The organism is Desulfarculaceae bacterium, from assembly GCA_020444545.1.
Lineage (GTDB): Bacteria > Desulfobacterota > Desulfarculia > Desulfarculales > Desulfarculaceae > Desulfoferula.
On record JAHLKT010000011.1, the window covers coordinates 12,888 to 31,909 of the forward strand.

Genomic DNA, 19,022 nt, shown 5'->3' on the forward strand with positions numbered 1-19,022 from the left:
GGGAGGCGCCGGCCCCGAGGGACCCGGCCCATAAACGAGGATGCAAAGAAATGGCACTAGCCTTTGAAAAGCTGCACTGGCACAGCAAGCTGGACGTGGCCGAGTATCTGGTCCCCACCAGCCTGGACCAGGCCCTGGACATGCTGGCCTCCCACGGCGGCAAAGCCCACGTCATCGCCGGGGGCACCGATGTGATCCCCGAGCTGCGCAGCAAGAAGCTCGACGCCGCCGCCCTGGTGGACGTCTCGCGCCTGCCCGGAATGGACGGCATCGAAACCGACGGCGACGACATCGTCATCGGCGGGGGCGTGACCCACGCCGCGGCCGCCGCCTCGCCCCTGATCAAGGAAAAAGCCACCGTCCTGGCCACCGGCTGCGGCTGGGTGGGCTCTCCCCAGATCAGGAACGTGGCCACCCTGGCCGGCAACCTGGTCTCCGGCCAGCCCGCGGCCGATGCCTCGGTGCCGCTGTTGGCCCTGGACGCCGAAGTGACCATCGCCTCGCCCCAGGGCGAGCGCGTGGTGCCGCTCAGCGAGTTCTTTCTGAGCGTGGGCAAGACGGTGGTGGACCCCAGCAAGGAGATCCTTACCGCCATCCGCTTCAAGGCCCTGGGCCAAGGCCAAGGCTCTTCCTACCTGCGCCTGGCCAAGCGCAAGGCACTCAACCTGCCCATCCTGGTCTGCGCGGTGAAGGCCACCGCCGGCGAGGACCTGGCCAGCATCGCCTCGGCGGCCATCGCCCTGGGGCCGGTGGCCCCCACGCCCCTGCGCGAGAAGGGCTCCGAGGATTTCGTGGCCGGCAAGCCCGCCACCCTGGAGGTCTGCGCCCAGGCCGGCGAGCTGGCCGTCAACACCTGCAGCCCCCGCGACAGCCTGCTGCGGGGTTCCTGCGACTACCGCACCGAGATGGTCAAAGTCTTCGTGCGCCGTGGCCTGGCCGCCGCTCTGGCCCAGGCCGGCTGCACGGTTAAGTAAGGGGGCGCTCATGAGCACTGTGGAGCTTTCTTTCAAACTGAACGGACAGGAAACCACGGTAAGCGTGTCCCCGGACACCCTGATGGTGGATCTGCTGCGCGAGGGCCTGGGCCTGACCGGCACCAAGGCCGGCTGCCGCGAGGGCGAGTGCGGGGCCTGCACCGTCCTGGTGGACGGCACGCCGGTGAACTCCTGCCTCATGCCCGCCATCAAGGCCCAGGGCCGCGAGGTCACCACCATCGAAGGCCTGGAGATGGCCGACGGCACCCTGGCCCCCTTGCAGGAGGCCTTCATGGGCGAAGGCGCGGCCCAGTGCGGCTTCTGCACCCCGGCCATGATCCTCACCGCCACCGCCCTGCTCAAAGAAAACCAGGACCCCGACGAAGGCGAGATTCGTCACGCCCTCTCCGGGGTCATCTGCCGCTGCACCGGCTACCGCAAGATCGTGCAGGCGGTGCAGACCGCGGCCAAGGCCCGGTCCTAGGTAAGGGGAAAGTCGAAATGCAAGACAAGACCCAAGACAAGACCCAGACCCAGGTGCTGACCAGGGAGGACACCGACCTGGCCCGCCGGCTGCGCACCGCCGACAAGCCCCTGACCGTGGCCGGAACCTCCGTACGCCGCCGCGACGACCCGCTCAAGGTCACCGGCAAGCTCAAGTACGGGGCGGACTATCCGGCCGAGGGCTTCCTCTTCGGCAAGATTCTCCGGAGCCCGCACCCCCACGCCCTGATTAAGTCCATCGACACCAAAAAGGCCAAGGAGCTCGAAGGCGTGGCGGCGGTGCTTACCGCCGAGGACGTGCCCGGGCGCAACGGCTTCGGGGCCATCATCCCCGATCAGCCGGTCATCTGCGGGGACAAGGTGCGCTTCATCGGCGACGGCGTGGCCCTGGTGGCCGCGGAGACCGAGACCATCGCCCACGAGGCCCTGAAGCTCATCGAGGTGGAGTACGAGGTCCTGCCCGGGATCTTCGACCCCCGCGACGCCATGGCCCCGGACGCCCCCAAAATTCACGAGAAGGGCAACATCCTCTCCGACGACAAGCTGGTCAAGGGCGACGTGGAGATGGGCTTCGCCGAGGCCGACGTGATCCTGGAGCGCACCTATCAGGTGCCCTTCCTGGAGCACGCCTACCTGGAGCCCGACACGGTGATGGCCATTCCCCAGCCCGACGGGGTGATGCTCATCGAGGGGCCCATGCAGGCGCCCTTCACCACCCGGCGCAACGTGGCCCCGGTGTTGGGCGTGCCCATCAACCGGGTGCGGGTCCGCCAGATCCACATGGGCGGCGGCTTCGGCGGCAAGGAAGACTCGCCCATCGACCTGGCCTGCCGCGCGGCGGTCTTGGCCGTGCACACCGGCCGCCCGGTGAAGATCACCCTGGAGCGCGAGGAGGTCACCATCCAGACCGCCAAGCGCCACCCCATGATCATGGAGGTGAAGCTGGGCGCCAAAAAGGACGGCACCCTCACCGCCTTCCAGGGCGTGATCTACGACGAGCAGGGGGCCTATGCCTCCCTGGGGCCCAAGATTCCCCCGGCCGGCGGCAGCCACGTGCACGCCATGGTCATGATGCCCGGGCCCTACGAGATTCCCAACGCCAAGGTGGACGCCTACCTGCTGTTCACCAACCATCCCTACGGCGGGGCCATGCGCGGTTTCGGCGCGCCCCAGGTGCACATCGCCCATGAGCAGATGATGGACGAGATGGCCGCCGAGTTGGGCCTGAGCCCGGTGGAGATGCGGCGCAAAAACGCCTTCAAGCTGGGCTCCCAGACCGCCACCGGCCAGGTGCTCAACCAGAGCGTGGGCCTGAGACAGACCTTGGAATCCTGCGCCGAGCGCTTCGGCTGGGACGAAAAATACGCCGCCAGCGGTTGGGCTGACGAGGCCCACACCAAGCGGCGCGGCGTGGGCGTGGCCATGGGCTGGTACCGCACCAGCATCGGCACCAACGGCGACGGCTGCGGCGCGGCGGTGCACCTGCACGAGGACGGCTCGGTGCTTCTGTACTCCGGCATCACCGAGATGGGCCAGGGCGCCTTCACCGTCCTGCCCCAGATCTGCGCCGAGGAGCTGGGCGTCGAGCCCGAGGACGTGCGCATCGTGCAGCCGGACACCGACCTGGTGCCCGAGTCCGGCCCCACCGTGGGCAGCCGCTCCACCACCCTGATGGGCAACGCCATCATCCTGGCCGCCCGCCAGGTGAAGGAGTCGCTGATGGACACCGCCTCCATGATGCTCATGGTGCCCACCGAGCGCCTGGAGGCCAAGAACCGCAAGATCTACGACCGGGAGAACCCGGAGAAAAGCCTGGAGTTCGCGGCGGTGGCCGGAGCCACCATGGCCGCGGGCAAGCGCATGATCGGCCAGGGCTGGTGGACCCCGCCCAAGCCCAGCCTGGACGGCCACACCGGCCAGGGCGCCCCCTATCACGTCTACACCTACTCCACCCACATGGTGCAGGTGGTGGTGGACGTGGAGACCGGCGAGGTGGCCCTGGAGGACTACGTGGCCGCCTTCGACGTGGGCAAGGCCATCAACCCCAAGGCCCTGGAGGGCCAGATCGAGGGCGGCGTGGCCATGGGCCTGGGCTATGCCCTCATGGAAGAGGTGGTGCTGGACCAGGGCGTGACCCAGAACCCCAGCCTGCAAGGCTATCTGGTGCCCACCATGCTGGACGTGCCCGACATCCAGCCGGTGATCCTGGAAGAGACCAACGAGATGGGCCCCTACGGGGCCAAGGGCATCGGCGAGATGCCCAACATCCCGGCCACTCCGGCCATCCTGAACGCCATCACCCACGCCTGCGGCGGCCGGGTGCGCCGTTTGCCGGCCGATCCGGAGAGGATCTTCTGGGCCATGAAGGAGGCGGGAGGCCCGCCCCAAGACTAGTTGCTCTGATGCGGTAAGCGAACGGGCGCGGGGAGCGCCCGCCGGACATAAGGGACAACCCAGAACCTACACCCATACGGGAGGGAAAGAACATGAGTCGTAAACTGACTATCCTCGCTACTTGCCTGGTGGCCTTCAGCCTGCTGCTGGCCGTGCCCGGCGTGGGCATCGCGGCCGACAAGCTGAAAATCGGCCTGATGTTCGGGCTCACCGGCCCGGCCTCGCCCATCGGCCCGGTGCAGATGAAGGGCGCCAAGATGGCCATCGACGAGGTCAACGCCGCCGGCGGCATCACCCTGAACGGCAAGAAGGTGCTGTTCGAGGCGGTGGTCAAGGACGACGAGACCAAGGGCGACGTGGCCGTGCGCCGGTTCAAGGAGCTCAGGAACGAAGACAAGGTCGTGGGCATCGTGGGCAGCACCTTCGCGGGCATCGCCAAGGCGCTCAACAACCAGGTGAGGCGCATGCCCATCCCCTACATCGCCGGCTGCGTGGCCCCCATGGACATGTTCGAGAAGGGCAAGCTGGCCCCCACCACCTTCGGCATCCACGGCACCGCCTACAGCATCGGCTACTCCGGCGCGGCCTACATCGCCACCAAGCTGAAGCTGAAGAAGGTCTACTTCCTGGCCCCGGCCTACTCCTTCGGCCGCGACCAGTACAAGGGCGCCAAGGCCGCCTTTGACAAGTACGGCGTCACCGTGATCTACGACGAGGCCCCGGTCAAGACCGCCGACTACACCCCCTACATCCAGAAGATCGCCCAGGCCAAGCCGGACATCTGCATGATGGCCCAGTGGGGCACCGGCGCCATTCAGGTGATCAAGCAGGCTCATGAGCTGGGCCTGAAAAAGCACACCAAGATTTGGTTCAACTGGATGACCAACGTCTTCGGCAGCGGCGTGCCCGCCGAGGCCCTGGAAGGCGTCTACAGCATGATGAGCTGGTACTGGAACCTGGAAGGCTTCGCCGACAAGGCCGTCATCGCCGAGGGCAAGTCCTTCGTGGACAAGTACACCAAGGTCTACGGCGACCCGCCCGACCCCTATGCCGGCATGGCCTACGTGGGCTGCAAGGAGCTGATCCGCGGCATCGAGCAGGCCCAGAGCACCGACCCCATGAAGATCGCCAAGGCCATCATGGCCAAGCCTACCTTCCCCAGCATGAAGGGCCCGGGCACCTGGCGCATCGACCACCAGCCCGTGTTCAAGTACGGCGCTTTCGTGGTGCAGGGCAAGGCCCCGGCCGAGCGCAAGGGCAAGTGGGACCTGGTCAAGGTTATCGGCGCCTACACCGGCGACGACTACCTGCCCCCGCTCAAGACCGAAGGCTACTAGGAAACAGCGGATTGATTAACCGGGGGGGCGGGCCTTCCGCCCCCCCTTCAACCCCCAACCGGACGTGAGAGACATGGGCGAGTCCATACTGGCAACCTCCGGAGTCACCAAGCGCTTCGACGGCCTGGTGGCGGTGGACGACATCACCTATCAGGTGAGCGAAGGCGAGACCGCGGGCATCATCGGGCCCAACGGCGCGGGCAAGAGCACCTTCTTCAACCTGTTGACCGGCTATTTCCGGCCCTGCGAGGGCCAGGTCTTCTTCCGGGGCCGAGACATCACCAAGGAGCCGTCCTACCAAAGGGTGATGATGGGCATCGCCCGCACCTTCCAGTTGGTCAGCGTGTTCGACACCATGAGCGTGATGGAGAACATGATGCTGGCCCGGGTTCGCCAGGGGCGCGACTACGCCTCTAAGGGCCGCTTCTTCTTCAAGAACGCCCATTACAAGGACCTGGAGAAGGAATGCGGCGAGGCGCTGGACACCCTGGGCATCGCCGACAAGGCCGACACCCTCACCGGGGACATGGGCTACGGCGAAAAGCGCGAGCTGGAGATTGCCATCGCTCTGTCGCTGAACCCCAAGATCCTGCTCTTGGACGAGCCCTTCGCCGGGCTGAGCCTGGTAGACATCGCCCACATTTCCGAGGTGATCAAGAAAATCAAAGGCCAATTCACCATTGTGATCATTGAACACAAGATATCCAAGTTGATGGACCTGGTGGAAAGCCTGTGCGTTATCAACGAGGGGGCTTTGGTGTGTAACGGCAACCCCCAGGAAGTCATCTGCGACGCCAAGGTCAAGGAATGCTACTGGGGCAAGGAAGACATGGTATGTTACTGAGCGTCGAAAACCTCGACGTGCGCTACGGTCACGCCCAGGTCCTGCACAACGTCTCCATGCACCTCAATGAAGGTGAGTTGGTGTGCGTGGTGGGCCGCAACGGCGCGGGCAAGACCACCCTTCTCCGGACCATCGGCGGCTTCATGAAGCCCGCCGCCGGAGAGGTGAAGTTCCAGGGGCTCTCCATCGCCGGCAAGTCCCTGGAAGACGTGGCGCTCTCGGGGCTCAAATATGTCTACCAGGACAAGCGGGTCTTCGGCGAGCTGACGGTTCGCGAGAACATCGAGCTGGCCGCCCATCCCAGCCGCGTGAGCCTGGACCAAGCCATCGCCAAGGTGGTGGACATCCACCCCAAGATGAAAAAGCTCCTGGACGCCAAGGCCAAGGGCCTCTCCGGCGGCGAGCGCCAGATATTGCTCATCGGCCGCGCCCTGATCGGCGATCCCAAGCTGTTGTTGATCGACGAGCCCACCGAGGGCCTGGCCGCCATCATCATCGGCGAGATCATCAACATCCTGGCCGCCATGAAGTCCAAGATCACCATGGTGGTGGTGGAGCAGAACCTGGCCACCGTCTCGCGCCTGGCCGACCGGGTCTACGTGATGAAGGAAGGCGTCTTCTCCCGCGAGATCACCGACCCCGAGACCATCGCCAACCCGTCCTCCTATGAAGACGAGCTATAAGGGGAGGGGGAAGCATGTTAGCAAAAATCGAAAAGAACCCGCTGTTGACCCTGGCCCTGGTGACGGTGCTGTTCCTCATCTACGGCTACGCCACCAGCCTGCCCAAGATCACCGACTTCATCATCTTCTGCATCTTCGTTATCGGTTTCGACCTGCTCTACGGGCACATGGGCCAGCTCTCCTTCGGCCACATGCTCTACCTGGGGGCCGGGGCCTATGGCTGCAGCATGTTCGCCAACTGGATCTACCCCGATCCCTTCATCTCCATCCTGGTGGGCATCGCCCTGGGCGCGGCCCTGGCCGCCCTTTTGGGCACGGTGGTGGTAAAGACCTCGGCGGCGGCCTTCGCGCTATTGAACCTCGCGCTCAACGAGGTGGGAGCCTATCTGGTCTTGAGCCCCCTGCACGAATGGACCGGCGGCGAGGACGGCCTGAGCCTGTTTTTCAACAGCTACGGGTGGATCGACTTCAACGACGCCACCTTCCGCTTCTATTTCTGCCTGGGCTCGCTGTTGTTGGTCACCTTCATCGTGCTGCGCCTGGTGCGCTCGCCCTACGGCATCCTGCTCAAGTCCATCAAGGAAAACGAAACCCGGGTCAAGTTCCTGGGCTACAACACCTTCATGTACAAGTACGTGACCTTCATCATCTCCGGGGCCATCGTGGGCTTCGCCGGCGCGCTGACCAGCGTGAACCTGGCCTACTGCAACACCAGCCTCATCGCCCCCTCGCGCAACGTGGAGGTTATCTTCGCGGCGCTCATGGGCGGCGCGGGCAAGGTGATGGGCGCCATCGTGGGCGGCACGGCCTTCATGACCATCAGCAACTACCTGGCCTCCTACATCGTGCGCTGGGAGATGTTCCTGGGCGTGGCCCTGCTGGCCTTCGCCTTCTGGTTCCGCAAGGGGATCTGGGGCTATGCGCGCAAACTGTAGCTCATCCGATCACGGGCAAAGACAAGGCAGCCAGCCATGATTAACTTTATTCAGTCCATACTCTACGGCCTGACCATAGGCGGCATCCTGTACATCATCTCCATCGGCCTGTCGCTGACCTTCGGGGCCATGGGCATCGTCAACTTCGCCCACGGGCTGATCTACGCGGTGGGGGCCTATGCCCTCTACACCGTGGCCACCCTCTTGGGAGCCAACTTCCTGGTGGGGGCCATCGCGGCCGTGGTGGTGAGCATACCCCTGGCCTATCTGATAGAGCGCTTCATCATCAGGCGGCTCTACGGCCAGAGCATCGACTACGCCATCATCGCCACCTACGCGGTGCTCTTGATCGGCGCGGACGCGCTCAAGTGGTTCTTCGGGGCCAGCCCCCTGCCCATCAGCGACCCCATCGGCGAGCTGTGGTACTTCGGCGGCCTGCAGATGCCCGCCTACCGGGTGATCATCATCGCTCTGAGCATCGCGGTGTTCGTGGGCCTCAGCCTGTTCTTCAAGAAAACCCTGGTGGGCAAGATCGTGGTGGCCGGGTTGCAGGACCGCGAGGCGGTGCGCAGCCTGGGCATCAGGGTGGAGCGCTACTTCGCCATCGTGTTCATCATCGGCAGCGCCCTGGCCGCCCTGGGCGGGGTGCTCTACGCCCCCTTGTCCACCCTGGACCCCTACATGGGCTTCGAGATCATCATCCTGTGCTTCGCGGTGGTGATCGTGGGCGGCATGGGCAACCTCAAAGGCACCGCCGTCGCCGCCTTCGGCCTGGGACTGGTGCACTCGCTCACCGCGGTGTACCTGGTCTCCTCGGCGGCCGACGCCGCGGTCTATGTGGTCATGGCGGTGGTGCTCATCTTCCGGCCCATCGAGGCCAGCGCCTAAGGTCAAGGGAGGAATCCTGATGCAAACCCCCATGGACGCCTACCTCAAGATGGGCATCGTCCATTTCATGGCCTATCCCCAGCTGGGGGGCGGCGAGGGCCCCTGGGCCGAAACCGCCGCCCGCATCGGCCGGGACACCTTTTTCACGGCCATCGAGATAACCCACATCGCCGACCCGGCCGAGCGCGAGCGCGTCCGCGATGTGTGCCGCTTGGCCAAGCTGGCCGTGGGCTTCGGGGCCCACCCGCCCATCCTGGGCGGCGGGCTCAATATCAACTCCCTGGACGACGACGAGCGCCTGGCCGCCGTGGCCCGCCTGGAGGAGCTGATCGACGAGGCCATCTACATGGAGGCCGAAAGCTTCGTGGTGCTCTCGGGCAAGGACCCGGGCGCGGACAAGCGCGAGCAGGCGGTGGAGGCCTTGGCGGCTTCCCTGGGCCGGCTCTGCGCCTACTCGGCCGAGCGGGGCGGCCCGCCGGTTATCGCCGAGGTCTTCGACTGCGACGTGGACAAGTGCTGCCTCCTGGGCCCCGCGCCCCTGGCCGCCCGGGTGGGCCGGATGGTCCGGGCCGATCACGAGAACTTCGGCCTGATGGTGGACCTGAGCCACATCCCGCTGTTGGGCGAGAGCCCCAAAGAGGCCCTGGAGCCGGTGGTGCCCTATCTCATGGCCGCGCACATCGGCAACGCGGTGACCGTGGAGGGCATGCCCGGCTACGGCGACTACCACCCCATCTTCGGCACCCCCGGTTCGGTGAACGACGTTCCCGAGGTGCTGGAGTTCTTGCGGGTGCTCAAGGAGATCGGTTTCCTGGACGGGGTCAAGCGGCCCATGGTCAGCTTCGAGATCAAGCCCATGGAGGGCCAGGACCCGGAGCTGGTGATCGCCAATGCCCAACGGGTCATGAACCTGGCCTGGGCCCAACTGTAAAAAAAGCCCGAGGAGGCTTGCTATGAAACCCAAGATTTTCGTTTGCCGCCGTCTACCCGAAGGGGCCATGGAGGCCCTGGAGTCCGCTTTCGACGTGGAGTGCAATCCCAACGACCGGGTGCTGACCCGCGAGGAGCTTCTGGCCGGGGTGGCCGGCAAGGACGGCGTGGTGTCGCTGCTCACCGACCGCATCGACGACGAGGTGTTGGACGCGGCCGGGCCGCAGCTCAAGATCATGGCCAACTACGCGGTGGGCTTCAACAACGTCGACGTGCCCGCCTGCACCGCCCACAAGGTGGCCGTGACCAACACCCCCGGGGTGCTCACCGACACCACCGCCGACCTGACCATGGCCCTTTTGCTCTGCACCGCCCGCCGCCTGTGCGAGAGCGACGTGTACGCCCGGGCCGGCAAGTACGATGGCTGGGCGCCTCTGTTGTTCCTGGGCACCGACGTGCACCACAAGACCCTGGGCCTCATGGGCTTCGGCCGGGTGGGCTACGCCGTGGCCCAGCGCGCCGCCGGGTTTGACATGAATATCCTCTACCACGACGCCCATGCCTGCCCCCCCGAGCTGGAGGCCAAGGTGGGCGCCAAGTGCGTGGACAAGGACACCCTGCTCAGGGAGTCGGACTTCATCTCCATGCACGTGCCCCTGACCCCCGAGACCCACCACCTGATGAGCACGGACGAGTTCGCCAAGATGAAGCCCACCGCCTATGTGATCAACACGGCGCGCGGCGAGGTGATCGACGAGGCGGCCCTGGCCGCGGCCGTCAAAAGCGGCGAGATCGCCGGGGCGGGCATCGACGTGTTCGAAAACGAGCCGGCCATCCATCCCGACCTGGTGGCCAATCCCTCGGTGGTCCTGCTGCCCCATATCGGCAGCGCCTCCATCGAAACCCGCACCGCCATGGGCATGTTGGACTACGACAACTTGAAAGCTTGCCTAATCGAGGGTAAGGTCCCGCCCAACTGCCTCAATCCGGAGGTGTTCGACTAGCCCCCCAACGCTGGGCGTGGCGCACCGCCGATTTTTTAATTTTTAGGCGGGACGCCACGCCCGGCGATCTTTTCAGGAGCTTTACCGTGAGTTCTCAATCCACCAGCCTCAAGGGAATGCCCGTGTTGATCCGGGGAGCCGGCGAGATGGCCACCGGTGTGGCCTATCGCCTGCACCGCGCCGGTCTGCGCGTGGCCCTGACCGAGGTGCCCCAGCCCCTGGCGGTGCGCCGCGCGGTCAGCTTCTGCGAGGCGGTGTACGACGGAGCCAAGACCGTGGAGGGCCTCACCGCCCGCCTGGTCCGGGGCCCCGAAGAGTTCCAGCCCACTTGGGACGCCGGCGAGCTGCCGGTCCTGGTGGACCCCGATACCGCCTGCCGCCACCACCTGAAGCCCCTGGTGGTGGTGGACGCGCTCTTGGCCAAACGCAACACCGGCCTCCGCGCGGACATGGCCCCCCTGACCATCGGTCTGGGCCCCGGCTTCACCGCGCCCACCGACGCCGACCTGGTCATCGAGACCAACCGGGGCCACAACCTGGGCCGGCTGATCTATGAGGGCCCGGCCGCGGCCAACACCGGACAGCCCGGCAACATCGCGGGCTTCACCCATCAGCGGGTGCTGCGCTCCCCGGCGGCGGGGCCTTTCGAGACCCTGCACCAGCTGGGCGACGCGGTGGCCGAGGGCGAGGCGGTGGCCGTGGTGAACGGCCAGGAGGTGACGGCCAAGGTGGGCGGCGTGCTGCGCGGCCTCATCCGGCCCGGCATCGTGGTGGAGCCTGGTTGGAAGGTGGGCGACGTGGACCCGCGCGGCGAGCTGGAGTATCTCAACACCATCAGCGAGAAGGCCCGCGCCATCGGTGGGTCGGTGCTGGAAGGCATCCTGCACAAGTTCAACTGCTAAGCTGAACGCTCAGCGTCTGCCCCTGGGAGCCGGCCACTAGGCCGCCTCCGGTCTTTTAGGGGCCGGCTACTTGTTCAGCTTGTCCAGCTCGGCCATGAGCACCCCCAGGTCGGGGCGCTGGTTGATGTCGTGCACGTCGATGTAGCGGATGATGCCATCGCGGTCGATGACGAACAGGGCGCGCTCTGCCGTGCCGTTACTACGCAGGACGCCGTAGGCCGAGGCCACCTTACCGTGGGGCCAGAAGTCGCTGAGCACCGGGAACCACAGGCCGTCCATGGCCTGCACCCAGGCGAACTGGGAAGGGGTGTTGTCCTCGCTGATGCCCAGCACCACCGCGCCGCGCTTGGTGAACTCCTTCTCGGCCAGGTTGTAGCCCGGCCACTGGCCCGAGCACACCGGGGTGAAGGCGGCGGGCACAAAGGAGAGCACCACGATCTTCTTGCCGCGAAACTCGGCCAGGCTCACCTTTTTGCCGCTGATGCCCGGCAGGGTGAACTCCGGAGCCTTGTCGCCGGGCTTTAGGGCGGTCTTGCTGTCCACCGGCTTGAGCTTGCCCGGCTGGAAGATCTCCTGCTTGAGCGAGGTTTCCCCGGCCAGGGCCAGAAGCGCCACGGCCAGAGACACGGCCAGGGCGAGAATCATCAGCACGGTTTTCATCGCATCGCTCCCCTGAGTTGTTCCCCTCGTAGCCTCTAGAATAGCAAATCGCTCCGAAGCAAATTCCTTTTGGAGCGCTCCAGCCGCCTACAAATCCCTCTCTAAATCGATGCCGCAGCGATTGATGCGGTTCCAGACCGTAACCCGGCTCACGCCCAAGAGCTCGGCCGCGCGGGTCTGGTTGCCGCCGGTGGCCTTTAGCGCCTCCAGCAGCTCGGCGCACATGTGGCGGCCCTGGCGGGAGGGGCGGGCGGCCGCGGCCGGGGCCTCGGCGTCCGTTCCCAGCACCTTGGCGGGCAAATGCTCCGGCTCCACCGCCCCGCCGGGGCAGAGCACCGCCGCGTACTCCATGGCGTGCTTGAGCTGGCGCACGTTGCCCGGCCAGGCGTAGCCCTCCAGGGCGCGCATGGCCGCGGGCGAAAGGGCGGTGATGAGCTTGCCGTTCTTGGCCGCGGCCCGCTCCAGGAACTCCGAGGCCAGCAGTGGTATGTCCTCGCGCCGCTCGTTGAGCGGCGGCACCAGGATGGGCACCCCCTCGATGCGGTAGAAAAGGTCCTCGCGGAAGCGGCCCTCGCGGATCAGCTCGGGCAGGTCGCGGTGGGTGGCCGCGATGATGCGCACGTCCACCGGGATGGGCTGGTGGTCGCCCACCCGCTCGATCTCTTTTTCCTCCAACACCCGCAGGAGCTTCACCTGGGTGGCCGGGGGCAGATCGCCCACCTCGTCCAAAAGGATGTCGCCCCCTTGGGCCGCCTCGAAGCGGCCCAGTCGGTCGCGGTCCGCCCCGGTGAAGGCGCCCTTCACGTGGCCGAAGAGCTCGCTCTCCAAGAGGTCCTGGTTGAGCGCCGCGCAGTTCACCCGGATGTAGGGGCCTTCGGCGCGGGGGCCCAGCTTGTGGATGGCCCGGGCCACCAGCTCCTTGCCGGTGCCGCTCTGGCCCTGGATCAAGACCGGGGCGGCGGAGTTGGCCACCGTTTCCACTAATCTATAGAGGCGGCGCATGGCCGGGGACTGGCCGATCATGCCCTGGAAGCCGTCGGCCCCTTTTAGGGTGCGCCTAAGCTGGCTTATCTGCTGGTCGCGGCGCATCAGCTCGCTAAGGTCGGTGAGCGTCTCCACCGCGCCAATGGCCCGGCCCTCGGCGTCCTTGAGCACCGAGGCCCGCTTGAGCACGTCCACCGGCTGGCCCGCCGCGTTGGTGATGGTGCAGCGCTTGGAGGTCACCGAGCCCTGGCGGAACAGGCCGCAGTAGTCCTCGCCGCGCCCCTTGCCGATCACCTTGCAGCCGGTGCAGTTGAGGACCCGGCAGTTCTGGCCCACCAGATCCTCTTTCTTGTAGCCGGTCAGCTCCTCGCCCGCCGGGTTCACCGCCACGATGGACCCGGTGTCGTCCACCACCAACAGGCCGTCGTGCAGGGTGTCGGCCACGGTGGCCCAATGCTCTCCCAAATGGATGCCCATAAGTCCCATCCGTTTAATCGGTGTTAAATCTCTTAACAATATACCGGAACATTTAAACACCCACCATCTAAATGGGCTATAAAATAATTTTAATTAATTGCAGATGGTTAGCTGTTAATTGCCCCTTTGGGCCCGCCTTGGCACATCCCCTGCTTTGTCATATCGCGAAATCACGACATGCAAAAGTTTGCATATCCGAAGGAAGGAATATCCGCCGTGAATGCCCTGGCCGTGGATCAAGAGAGGGCCGAAAGCCTGGCCGAAGTGGTCAAAGCCCTGGGCCACCCCCTGCGCCTGAGGATCGTGGCCATGCTCTGCGAAGGTGACCAACGGGTGATGGGCATGGCCGAAGACATGGGCCGGTCCTCCTCGGCGGTGAGCCAGCAACTGCGCATCCTGCGCATGAGCGGCCTGGTCAGCGCGGTCAAGATCGGCGGGGAGCTGCGCTACACCCTGGCCGAGCCCCGCATCAAGGACCTGATCGGCTGTTTGCAGGGCTGCTCGCGCTAGAGACCGATTTAAATCGCAACCGTTTCTTTTTTGAGGAGTGTGCCATGAACGCCGAAGCCGCCGTCAGCCTGGACGGCAACCAGGAGATGAACCTGGCCGCCTTGCAGGGCCAGCTGGACGAACTCAAACATCAGGTCGCGGGCATCAAGCCCGGGCCGGAGAACAAGCTGTCCATGGTGGTCTTCTCGGGCGACCTGGACAAGATGCTGGCCTCCATGATCATCGCCACCGGCGCGGCGGCCATGGGCATGAAGGTCGTCATGTTCTTCACCTTCTGGGGTACCGCCGCCCTGCGCGACGCCAAGAAGCAGGCCGGGGGCAAGGACTTCATGTCCAAGATGTTCGGCTGGATGCTGCCCAAGGGCCGCAATGAGCTCAAGCTCTCCCAGATGAACATGGGCGGCATGGGCACCAGCATGCTGAGGGGCCTCATGAAGAAGAAGAACGCCCCCACCCTGGACCAGCTCTTCGAGATCGCGGCCACCCTGGGGGTGGAGATCAAGGTGTGCGAGATGTCCATGGACCTGATGGGCTTCAAGCACGAGGAACTCATCGACTACCCCGGCATGGATTTCGTGGGCGTGGCCACCTTCCTGGCCCATGCCAAGAACTCCGTGAACCAGCTTTTCATCTAACCCAAGCCAACAATCCTAGGAGGAATAGCAATGTCCGATTACGCCGCCGACAAGGTTTTGGATCTCAAAGGCCTGCCCTGCCCCATGCCCGTGGTCAAGATGAGCCAGGAGATCGGCTCCGTGGACGTGGGCCAGGTCATCGAAGTGCACACCACCGACCCCGGCTCCCTGAGCGACTTCCCGGCCTGGGCCGAGACCTCGGGCAACGAGGTGTTGGGCTCCGAGCAGGGCGAGTTCATCAAGATTTTCGTCAAGCGCAATAACTAACCCCAGAAGGCGCCGGAATCATGGTCAATCAGATCTTCTATCTAGTCACCGTTCCCATGGTCTACCTGGCCGTGGCCTGGTGCCTCGTGGGAATCGCGGTGAAGGTGGCGCGGGTGGCCAAGACCCCCGCCCACCCCTTCACCCTCAAGGTGTTCCCCGACAAGGACCACCCCGTGCCCAGCCCGGTGTGGGGCTCCCTCAGCATGCCCACGGTGCGCCGTCACAACCCCAGCTTCTGGGTGGCCCTGATCCTGTTCCACCTGGGCATCGCGGTGCTCATCCTGGCCCACCTGGACCTTCTGCCTTGGTTCAACATCTACCCCGCGGACTCCGGCGACATGATCGGCAACGGCGCGGTGGGCGTGGTGGTCACCGCGGCCATCCTCTATTTCCTGCTGCGCCGCTTCGGAACCCCGCTGCGCGAGATTTCGGTGCCGGCGGACTACCTGCTGTTGTTCCTCTTGTTCTGCACGGCCATGAGCGGGGACATCATCTCCTGGGCCAACTCCTGGAGCGAGAACGGCTTTGTGCTCACCAAGCAGGACTTCGGGGCCTATCTGAACGGCCTGTTCCACTTCTCCTGGGCCGATCCGGCCGAGACCATCGACGGCGGCCACTACGTGGTGCTGGTGGTGCACGTGTTCCTGGCCAACCTCCTGCTGATGGTGCTGCCCTTCAGCAAGATCATGCACACCTTCTTCGCCATCCCGCTGAACAAGCTGAGGAGGGGCTAGAGCCATGGACGCCAAGCTGAAAAGAGAGATCATCGAGACCTTTGGCGAGCGCCTGAGCCAGGCGGCCAAGATGTATCTGGACAACTGCTCGCGCTGCGGCATCTGCATCGAGGCCTGCCACGCCTACGCCTCCTCGCCGGAGACCCGCTACAGCGCCGTGGGCCGCGCCCAGAACATCCGCCGGCTCTACGAGGAGTACTTCAAGAAGGGCAAGATCGCCAAAAAGCTCAACGAGGCGGTGGAGCTCAGTGACCACTGGATGCAGAAGGTCTACGAGACCGCCTACACCTGCACCGGCTGCCGCCGCTGCATGACCTACTGCCCCTTTGGCATCGACACCGGGGTAATCCAGGGCATCGCCAAGATGATGCTCATCGCGGCCAACGAAGAGCCCAAGACGCTCACCATGCTGGCCGACATGTCCATCGCCAAGGGTAAGACCATCGAAAAGACCAAGGAGAACTTCGCCGCCGCGGCCAAGAACCTGGAGAAAGAGGTTCTGGAGCGCTGGCGCTCCGAGGGCGGCGAGGAGGTGGTGCCCCTGGACGTGCAGGACGCGAGCGTGCTCTACGTGGCCCTGGCCGGCAAGCACTCCATCATTCCCGCGGCCGCCATCATGAACGCGGCCAAGGAGAAGTGGTCCCTGAGCTACTTCGAGGCGGTGAACTTCGGGGCCTTCGTGGGCAACCCGGCCAAGACCAAGGAGATCGCCGGGCGCATCATCGAGGAGGCCAAGCGCCTCAACGTGAAAGAGGTGGTGATCTGCGAGTGCGGCACCGCCTACCGCGTGATGAAGCATATGAGCGGCGAGAAGCCCTTCGGGGTCATCACCTTCGCCGAGCTCATCGCCCGCTACGTCAAGGAAGGCCGCATCAAGCTGGACAAGACGAAGCTCCCGGGCAAGGTCACCTATCACGACCCCTGCCAGATCGCCCGCCAGGGCGGCATCTACGAACAGCCGCGCTACGTGCTGGAGCACCTGACCGACAACTTCGTGGAGATGATCCCCAACCGCCAGGCCAACTGGTGCTGCGGCGGGGGCGGCGGCCTGGTGGCCATGGGCGAGAAGGACTTTCGCATGTCCTCGGCCAAGGTGAAGGCCGAGCAGGTCAAGGCCACCGGGGCCGAGGTGCTTTGCACCGCCTGCGAGAACTGCCACACCCAGCTGAGCGACCTGAACGATCACTACGGCCTGGGCGTGAAGGTGGAGTACCTCTCCGACCTCACCGCCAAGGCCCTGGTGCAGGGCTGACCCCGGGGGGGAGGAACTCAACCGGTCCGGGCGGCGTAGAGCAGCGCCGATCGTTACCCCGGGCCCCTTGGCGCCCCCGCCCCGTCACTCAGCCCCTCTTCCGCACTCCTCAATGCGGTGGGGCGCCCCCTAGGGGGCGCCCCTTACTTTTTCGCCAAGCCGGTCCCGGTCTAGTTTTTCTTGTCGAGCAGCTTGGCCCGCTCGCTCCGCTGGTGCATGATCATGCGGTAGGCGATGTAGTACTTGTAGATGTTGGCCACGTACTGCACCGTCTCGCGGCCGATGACCCGGGCCGCCGCCTGCTCCACGTTGCGGAACCACACGTTGGGGTTCAGGCCCATCTTCACCGCCCGCCTGCGCAGCTGCTCCACCCGGGCCGGGCCCGCGTTGTAGGCGGCAAAGGTGAACAGCACCTTGTCCAGCTGGTCCATCTTCTTGTCGTCTTTGAAGTACTGGTCGTAGATGAAGCGCAGATACTTGACCCCGGCGTGGATGTTGCGGTCCAGCACGGTGATGTTCTTGATCTCGATGGGCGCTCCGGCCGCGGTGGAGGGCAATATCTGCATCACCCCGATGGCCCCGGCCGAGCTCCTGAGCTTCTGGTTGAGACGCGACTCCTGATAGGCCAGGGCGGTGATCATCAGCCAGTCGAAGCCGTACTCGCCGGAGTATTTCCGGAAATACTTGATGGTCTGGTCGAAGCGCTTGATCTCCTCGGGGGCCATGAGGTTGCGCGCGAATTTGGTGTTTTCCAGGTAACGCTTGATGAGGATATTGCCCATGAGGGTGCCCGCTTTGTGGCCTTTCACAAAGCCGTTGAGCATCTTCATGAGCTGGGGGCTGTCCTTGCGGATGGCCCAGGCGATGGTTCCGCCCTGGTCCACGTACACCTTTTGGTGCAGCTTGATCTGCTTGAATATCTTGGCCCAGAACTCGGCCAGGTAGTTGTCGGCCACGGTGATCTTGATCAGACCGGCGTTGACCATCTCCAGGATGTCCTCGGTCTCCAGGTTCTCGTCGGCCGGCTCGATGCGCACGGGCTTGAGGCCCTTTTTCTTGAACTCTTTGTTGAGCCGCTTGAGGCTTTCGGCGTAGCTGCTGGACGTGCGCACGTAGACCCGTTTGCCGGCCAGGTCCTCCAGTTTGGCGATCTTGGGCGCGCCCGGTCCGGTGACCACCAGCTCCTTGACGTCCTTGGCAAAGGGGTTGGTGAAGGCCACCAGCTTCTGGCGGCCCGGGGTCACGGTGAGCATGGCCGCGGCGATGTCTCCCTTGCCCTCGGCCAGGTAGGGCAGGAGCTTGTCGCGGGCCACCGGGAAGAGCAGCACGTGCACCTTGAGGTGCTTCTTCTTCTTGCCCTGCTTCCTGAGCTGCTGGTTGAGGTATTTCTCGAACTGCTGCATGGCCTCGTAGGTGAGGCCGCGTTCGGTCAGTCCGTCCAGGAAGTAGTTGGTCTTGCTGTAGACCACCAAGGCCCGCACCGCCCGGCGTTTCACCATGCCCTCAAGGTCGCCCTTCCAGGGCTTCTTGACGTTCTTGAGAAACTCCTCGGGCTTCATGTCGTCCACCGCCGCGCGGGCAACCGGGGCGGCGGCCCAAACGGACAGGGTCAGCAAGAGAAAGCCCAGGGTCGCGGCCAGGGCGCGGGCGGTCAAGGATTTGCCTTTAAACATGGGTTTGTTATCTCCGCTAGAGCACGGTTTGTACCCTTTGATAATAAATATTGCCCTTCGACGGAGCTAAAGCCAAGCCCCATCTTGGAACATCCCCTTGGCGTGGGGGGGCGAATTGGCTTAAAGTGGGGCCTGCGAATGCTCAAATTTTTGCCCCGGAGAGGCCATGCCCCGGCTTTTCGCCCCCTCCCGCCGCCTACCCGGCCCGCCCCGGCCAAGCCGGATGCCCGGACGGGACTCGTGCCGGTTTTCTCAACACCTACTAGCAATTAGCCCTTGTCACCAGGAGAGGGCCTACGGTACATATAGTCTGTTTGTAGTAATGTAGTGCACCCGGTAGGCTTTGTCGCCGATTCAATAATCCCGCAACCGGCTCCCTGGGGAGTAGCGCATGAACGCACTTAGAAGCATCGCCAACTTCATAGACATGATCAA

Annotated in this window: 19 protein-coding genes; 16 read left to right on the forward strand and 3 right to left on the reverse strand. The window is 64.8% G+C overall.

The window, feature by feature from the left end:
* The first annotated feature begins 50 nt into the window (after positions 1-50).
* The 11 genes from KQH53_20420 to KQH53_20470 all read left to right on the forward strand — a co-directional run bounded on the left by KQH53_20420 (position 51) and on the right by KQH53_20470 (position 11,395).
* On the forward strand, positions 51-974 hold the full coding sequence (locus KQH53_20420; GenBank protein MCB2229052.1) for an FAD binding domain-containing protein: 924 nt from the start codon (positions 51-53) through the stop codon (positions 972-974).
* A gap of 10 nt (positions 975-984) precedes the next feature.
* A complete protein-coding gene (locus KQH53_20425) occupies positions 985-1,458 on the forward strand; it encodes a (2Fe-2S)-binding protein (protein ID MCB2229053.1) in 474 nt (157 codons plus the stop codon).
* A gap of 17 nt (positions 1,459-1,475) precedes the next feature.
* Positions 1,476-3,872 (forward strand): xanthine dehydrogenase family protein molybdopterin-binding subunit, encoded by a 2,397-nt coding sequence (locus KQH53_20430; protein ID MCB2229054.1) that lies wholly within the window; start codon positions 1,476-1,478, stop codon positions 3,870-3,872.
* A gap of 92 nt (positions 3,873-3,964) precedes the next feature.
* Positions 3,965-5,209 (forward strand): ABC transporter substrate-binding protein, encoded by a 1,245-nt coding sequence (locus KQH53_20435; GenBank protein MCB2229055.1) that lies wholly within the window; start codon positions 3,965-3,967, stop codon positions 5,207-5,209.
* Between the two features lie 73 nt (positions 5,210-5,282).
* Complete coding sequence (locus KQH53_20440) at positions 5,283-6,053, forward strand: ABC transporter ATP-binding protein (protein MCB2229056.1); 771 nt, start codon at positions 5,283-5,285, stop codon at positions 6,051-6,053.
* Positions 6,044-6,736, forward strand: a complete 693-nt coding sequence (locus tag KQH53_20445; protein MCB2229057.1) for an ATP-binding cassette domain-containing protein — start codon at positions 6,044-6,046, stop codon at positions 6,734-6,736. Before KQH53_20440 ends, KQH53_20445 begins: the two co-directional genes overlap by 10 nt.
* 14 nt (positions 6,737-6,750) lie before the next feature.
* Entirely contained in the window at positions 6,751-7,671 is a 921-nt protein-coding gene (locus KQH53_20450) for a branched-chain amino acid ABC transporter permease (protein ID MCB2229058.1), read from the forward strand.
* Positions 7,672-7,707: 36 nt separating this feature from the next.
* Positions 7,708-8,559 (forward strand): branched-chain amino acid ABC transporter permease, encoded by an 852-nt coding sequence (locus KQH53_20455; protein ID MCB2229059.1) that lies wholly within the window; start codon positions 7,708-7,710, stop codon positions 8,557-8,559.
* A gap of 19 nt (positions 8,560-8,578) precedes the next feature.
* Complete coding sequence (locus KQH53_20460) at positions 8,579-9,490, forward strand: sugar phosphate isomerase/epimerase (protein ID MCB2229060.1); 912 nt, start codon at positions 8,579-8,581, stop codon at positions 9,488-9,490.
* A gap of 22 nt (positions 9,491-9,512) precedes the next feature.
* Entirely contained in the window at positions 9,513-10,493 is a 981-nt protein-coding gene (locus tag KQH53_20465) for a D-glycerate dehydrogenase (protein MCB2229061.1), read from the forward strand.
* 86 nt (positions 10,494-10,579) lie between these two features.
* Positions 10,580-11,395 carry an EF2563 family selenium-dependent molybdenum hydroxylase system protein gene (locus KQH53_20470; protein ID MCB2229062.1) on the forward strand — a complete coding sequence of 272 codons (816 nt, stop codon included), beginning with the start codon at positions 10,580-10,582 and terminating at the stop codon, positions 11,393-11,395.
* A gap of 66 nt (positions 11,396-11,461) precedes the next feature.
* On the opposite strand, the gene KQH53_20475 is transcribed toward KQH53_20470, so the two are convergent.
* On the reverse strand, positions 11,462-12,055 hold the full coding sequence (locus KQH53_20475; protein ID MCB2229063.1) for a peroxiredoxin: 594 nt from the start codon (positions 12,053-12,055) through the stop codon (positions 11,462-11,464).
* Positions 12,056-12,142: 87 nt separating this feature from the next.
* Complete coding sequence (locus KQH53_20480; protein ID MCB2229064.1) at positions 12,143-13,516, reverse strand: sigma 54-interacting transcriptional regulator; 1,374 nt, start codon at positions 13,514-13,516, stop codon at positions 12,143-12,145.
* A 216-nt stretch (positions 13,517-13,732) separates the two neighbouring features.
* On the opposite strand from KQH53_20480, the gene KQH53_20485 reads away from it, so the two are divergent.
* The 5 genes from KQH53_20485 to KQH53_20505 are packed head-to-tail and all read left to right on the forward strand — an operon-like array spanning position 13,733 to position 16,914.
* Positions 13,733-14,026 carry a metalloregulator ArsR/SmtB family transcription factor gene (locus KQH53_20485; GenBank protein ID MCB2229065.1) on the forward strand — a complete coding sequence of 98 codons (294 nt, stop codon included), beginning with the start codon at positions 13,733-13,735 and terminating at the stop codon, positions 14,024-14,026.
* Positions 14,027-14,070: 44 nt separating this feature from the next.
* Positions 14,071-14,661 (forward strand): DsrE/DsrF/DrsH-like family protein, encoded by a 591-nt coding sequence (locus KQH53_20490; protein ID MCB2229066.1) that lies wholly within the window; start codon positions 14,071-14,073, stop codon positions 14,659-14,661.
* A 30-nt stretch (positions 14,662-14,691) separates the two neighbouring features.
* Positions 14,692-14,928, forward strand: coding sequence for a sulfurtransferase TusA family protein (locus tag KQH53_20495; protein MCB2229067.1), 237 nt, complete (start codon positions 14,692-14,694; stop codon positions 14,926-14,928).
* Between the two features lie 20 nt (positions 14,929-14,948).
* Entirely contained in the window at positions 14,949-15,662 is a 714-nt protein-coding gene (locus KQH53_20500; GenBank protein MCB2229068.1) for a respiratory nitrate reductase subunit gamma, read from the forward strand.
* A 4-nt stretch (positions 15,663-15,666) separates the two neighbouring features.
* Positions 15,667-16,914, forward strand: a complete 1,248-nt coding sequence (locus KQH53_20505) for a (Fe-S)-binding protein (GenBank protein MCB2229069.1) — start codon at positions 15,667-15,669, stop codon at positions 16,912-16,914.
* A gap of 170 nt (positions 16,915-17,084) precedes the next feature.
* Here KQH53_20505 and KQH53_20510 read toward each other — a convergent pair whose 3' ends face one another.
* Complete coding sequence (locus KQH53_20510) at positions 17,085-18,587, reverse strand: lytic transglycosylase F (GenBank protein ID MCB2229070.1); 1,503 nt, start codon at positions 18,585-18,587, stop codon at positions 17,085-17,087.
* Between the last annotated feature and the right edge of the window lie 435 nt (positions 18,588-19,022).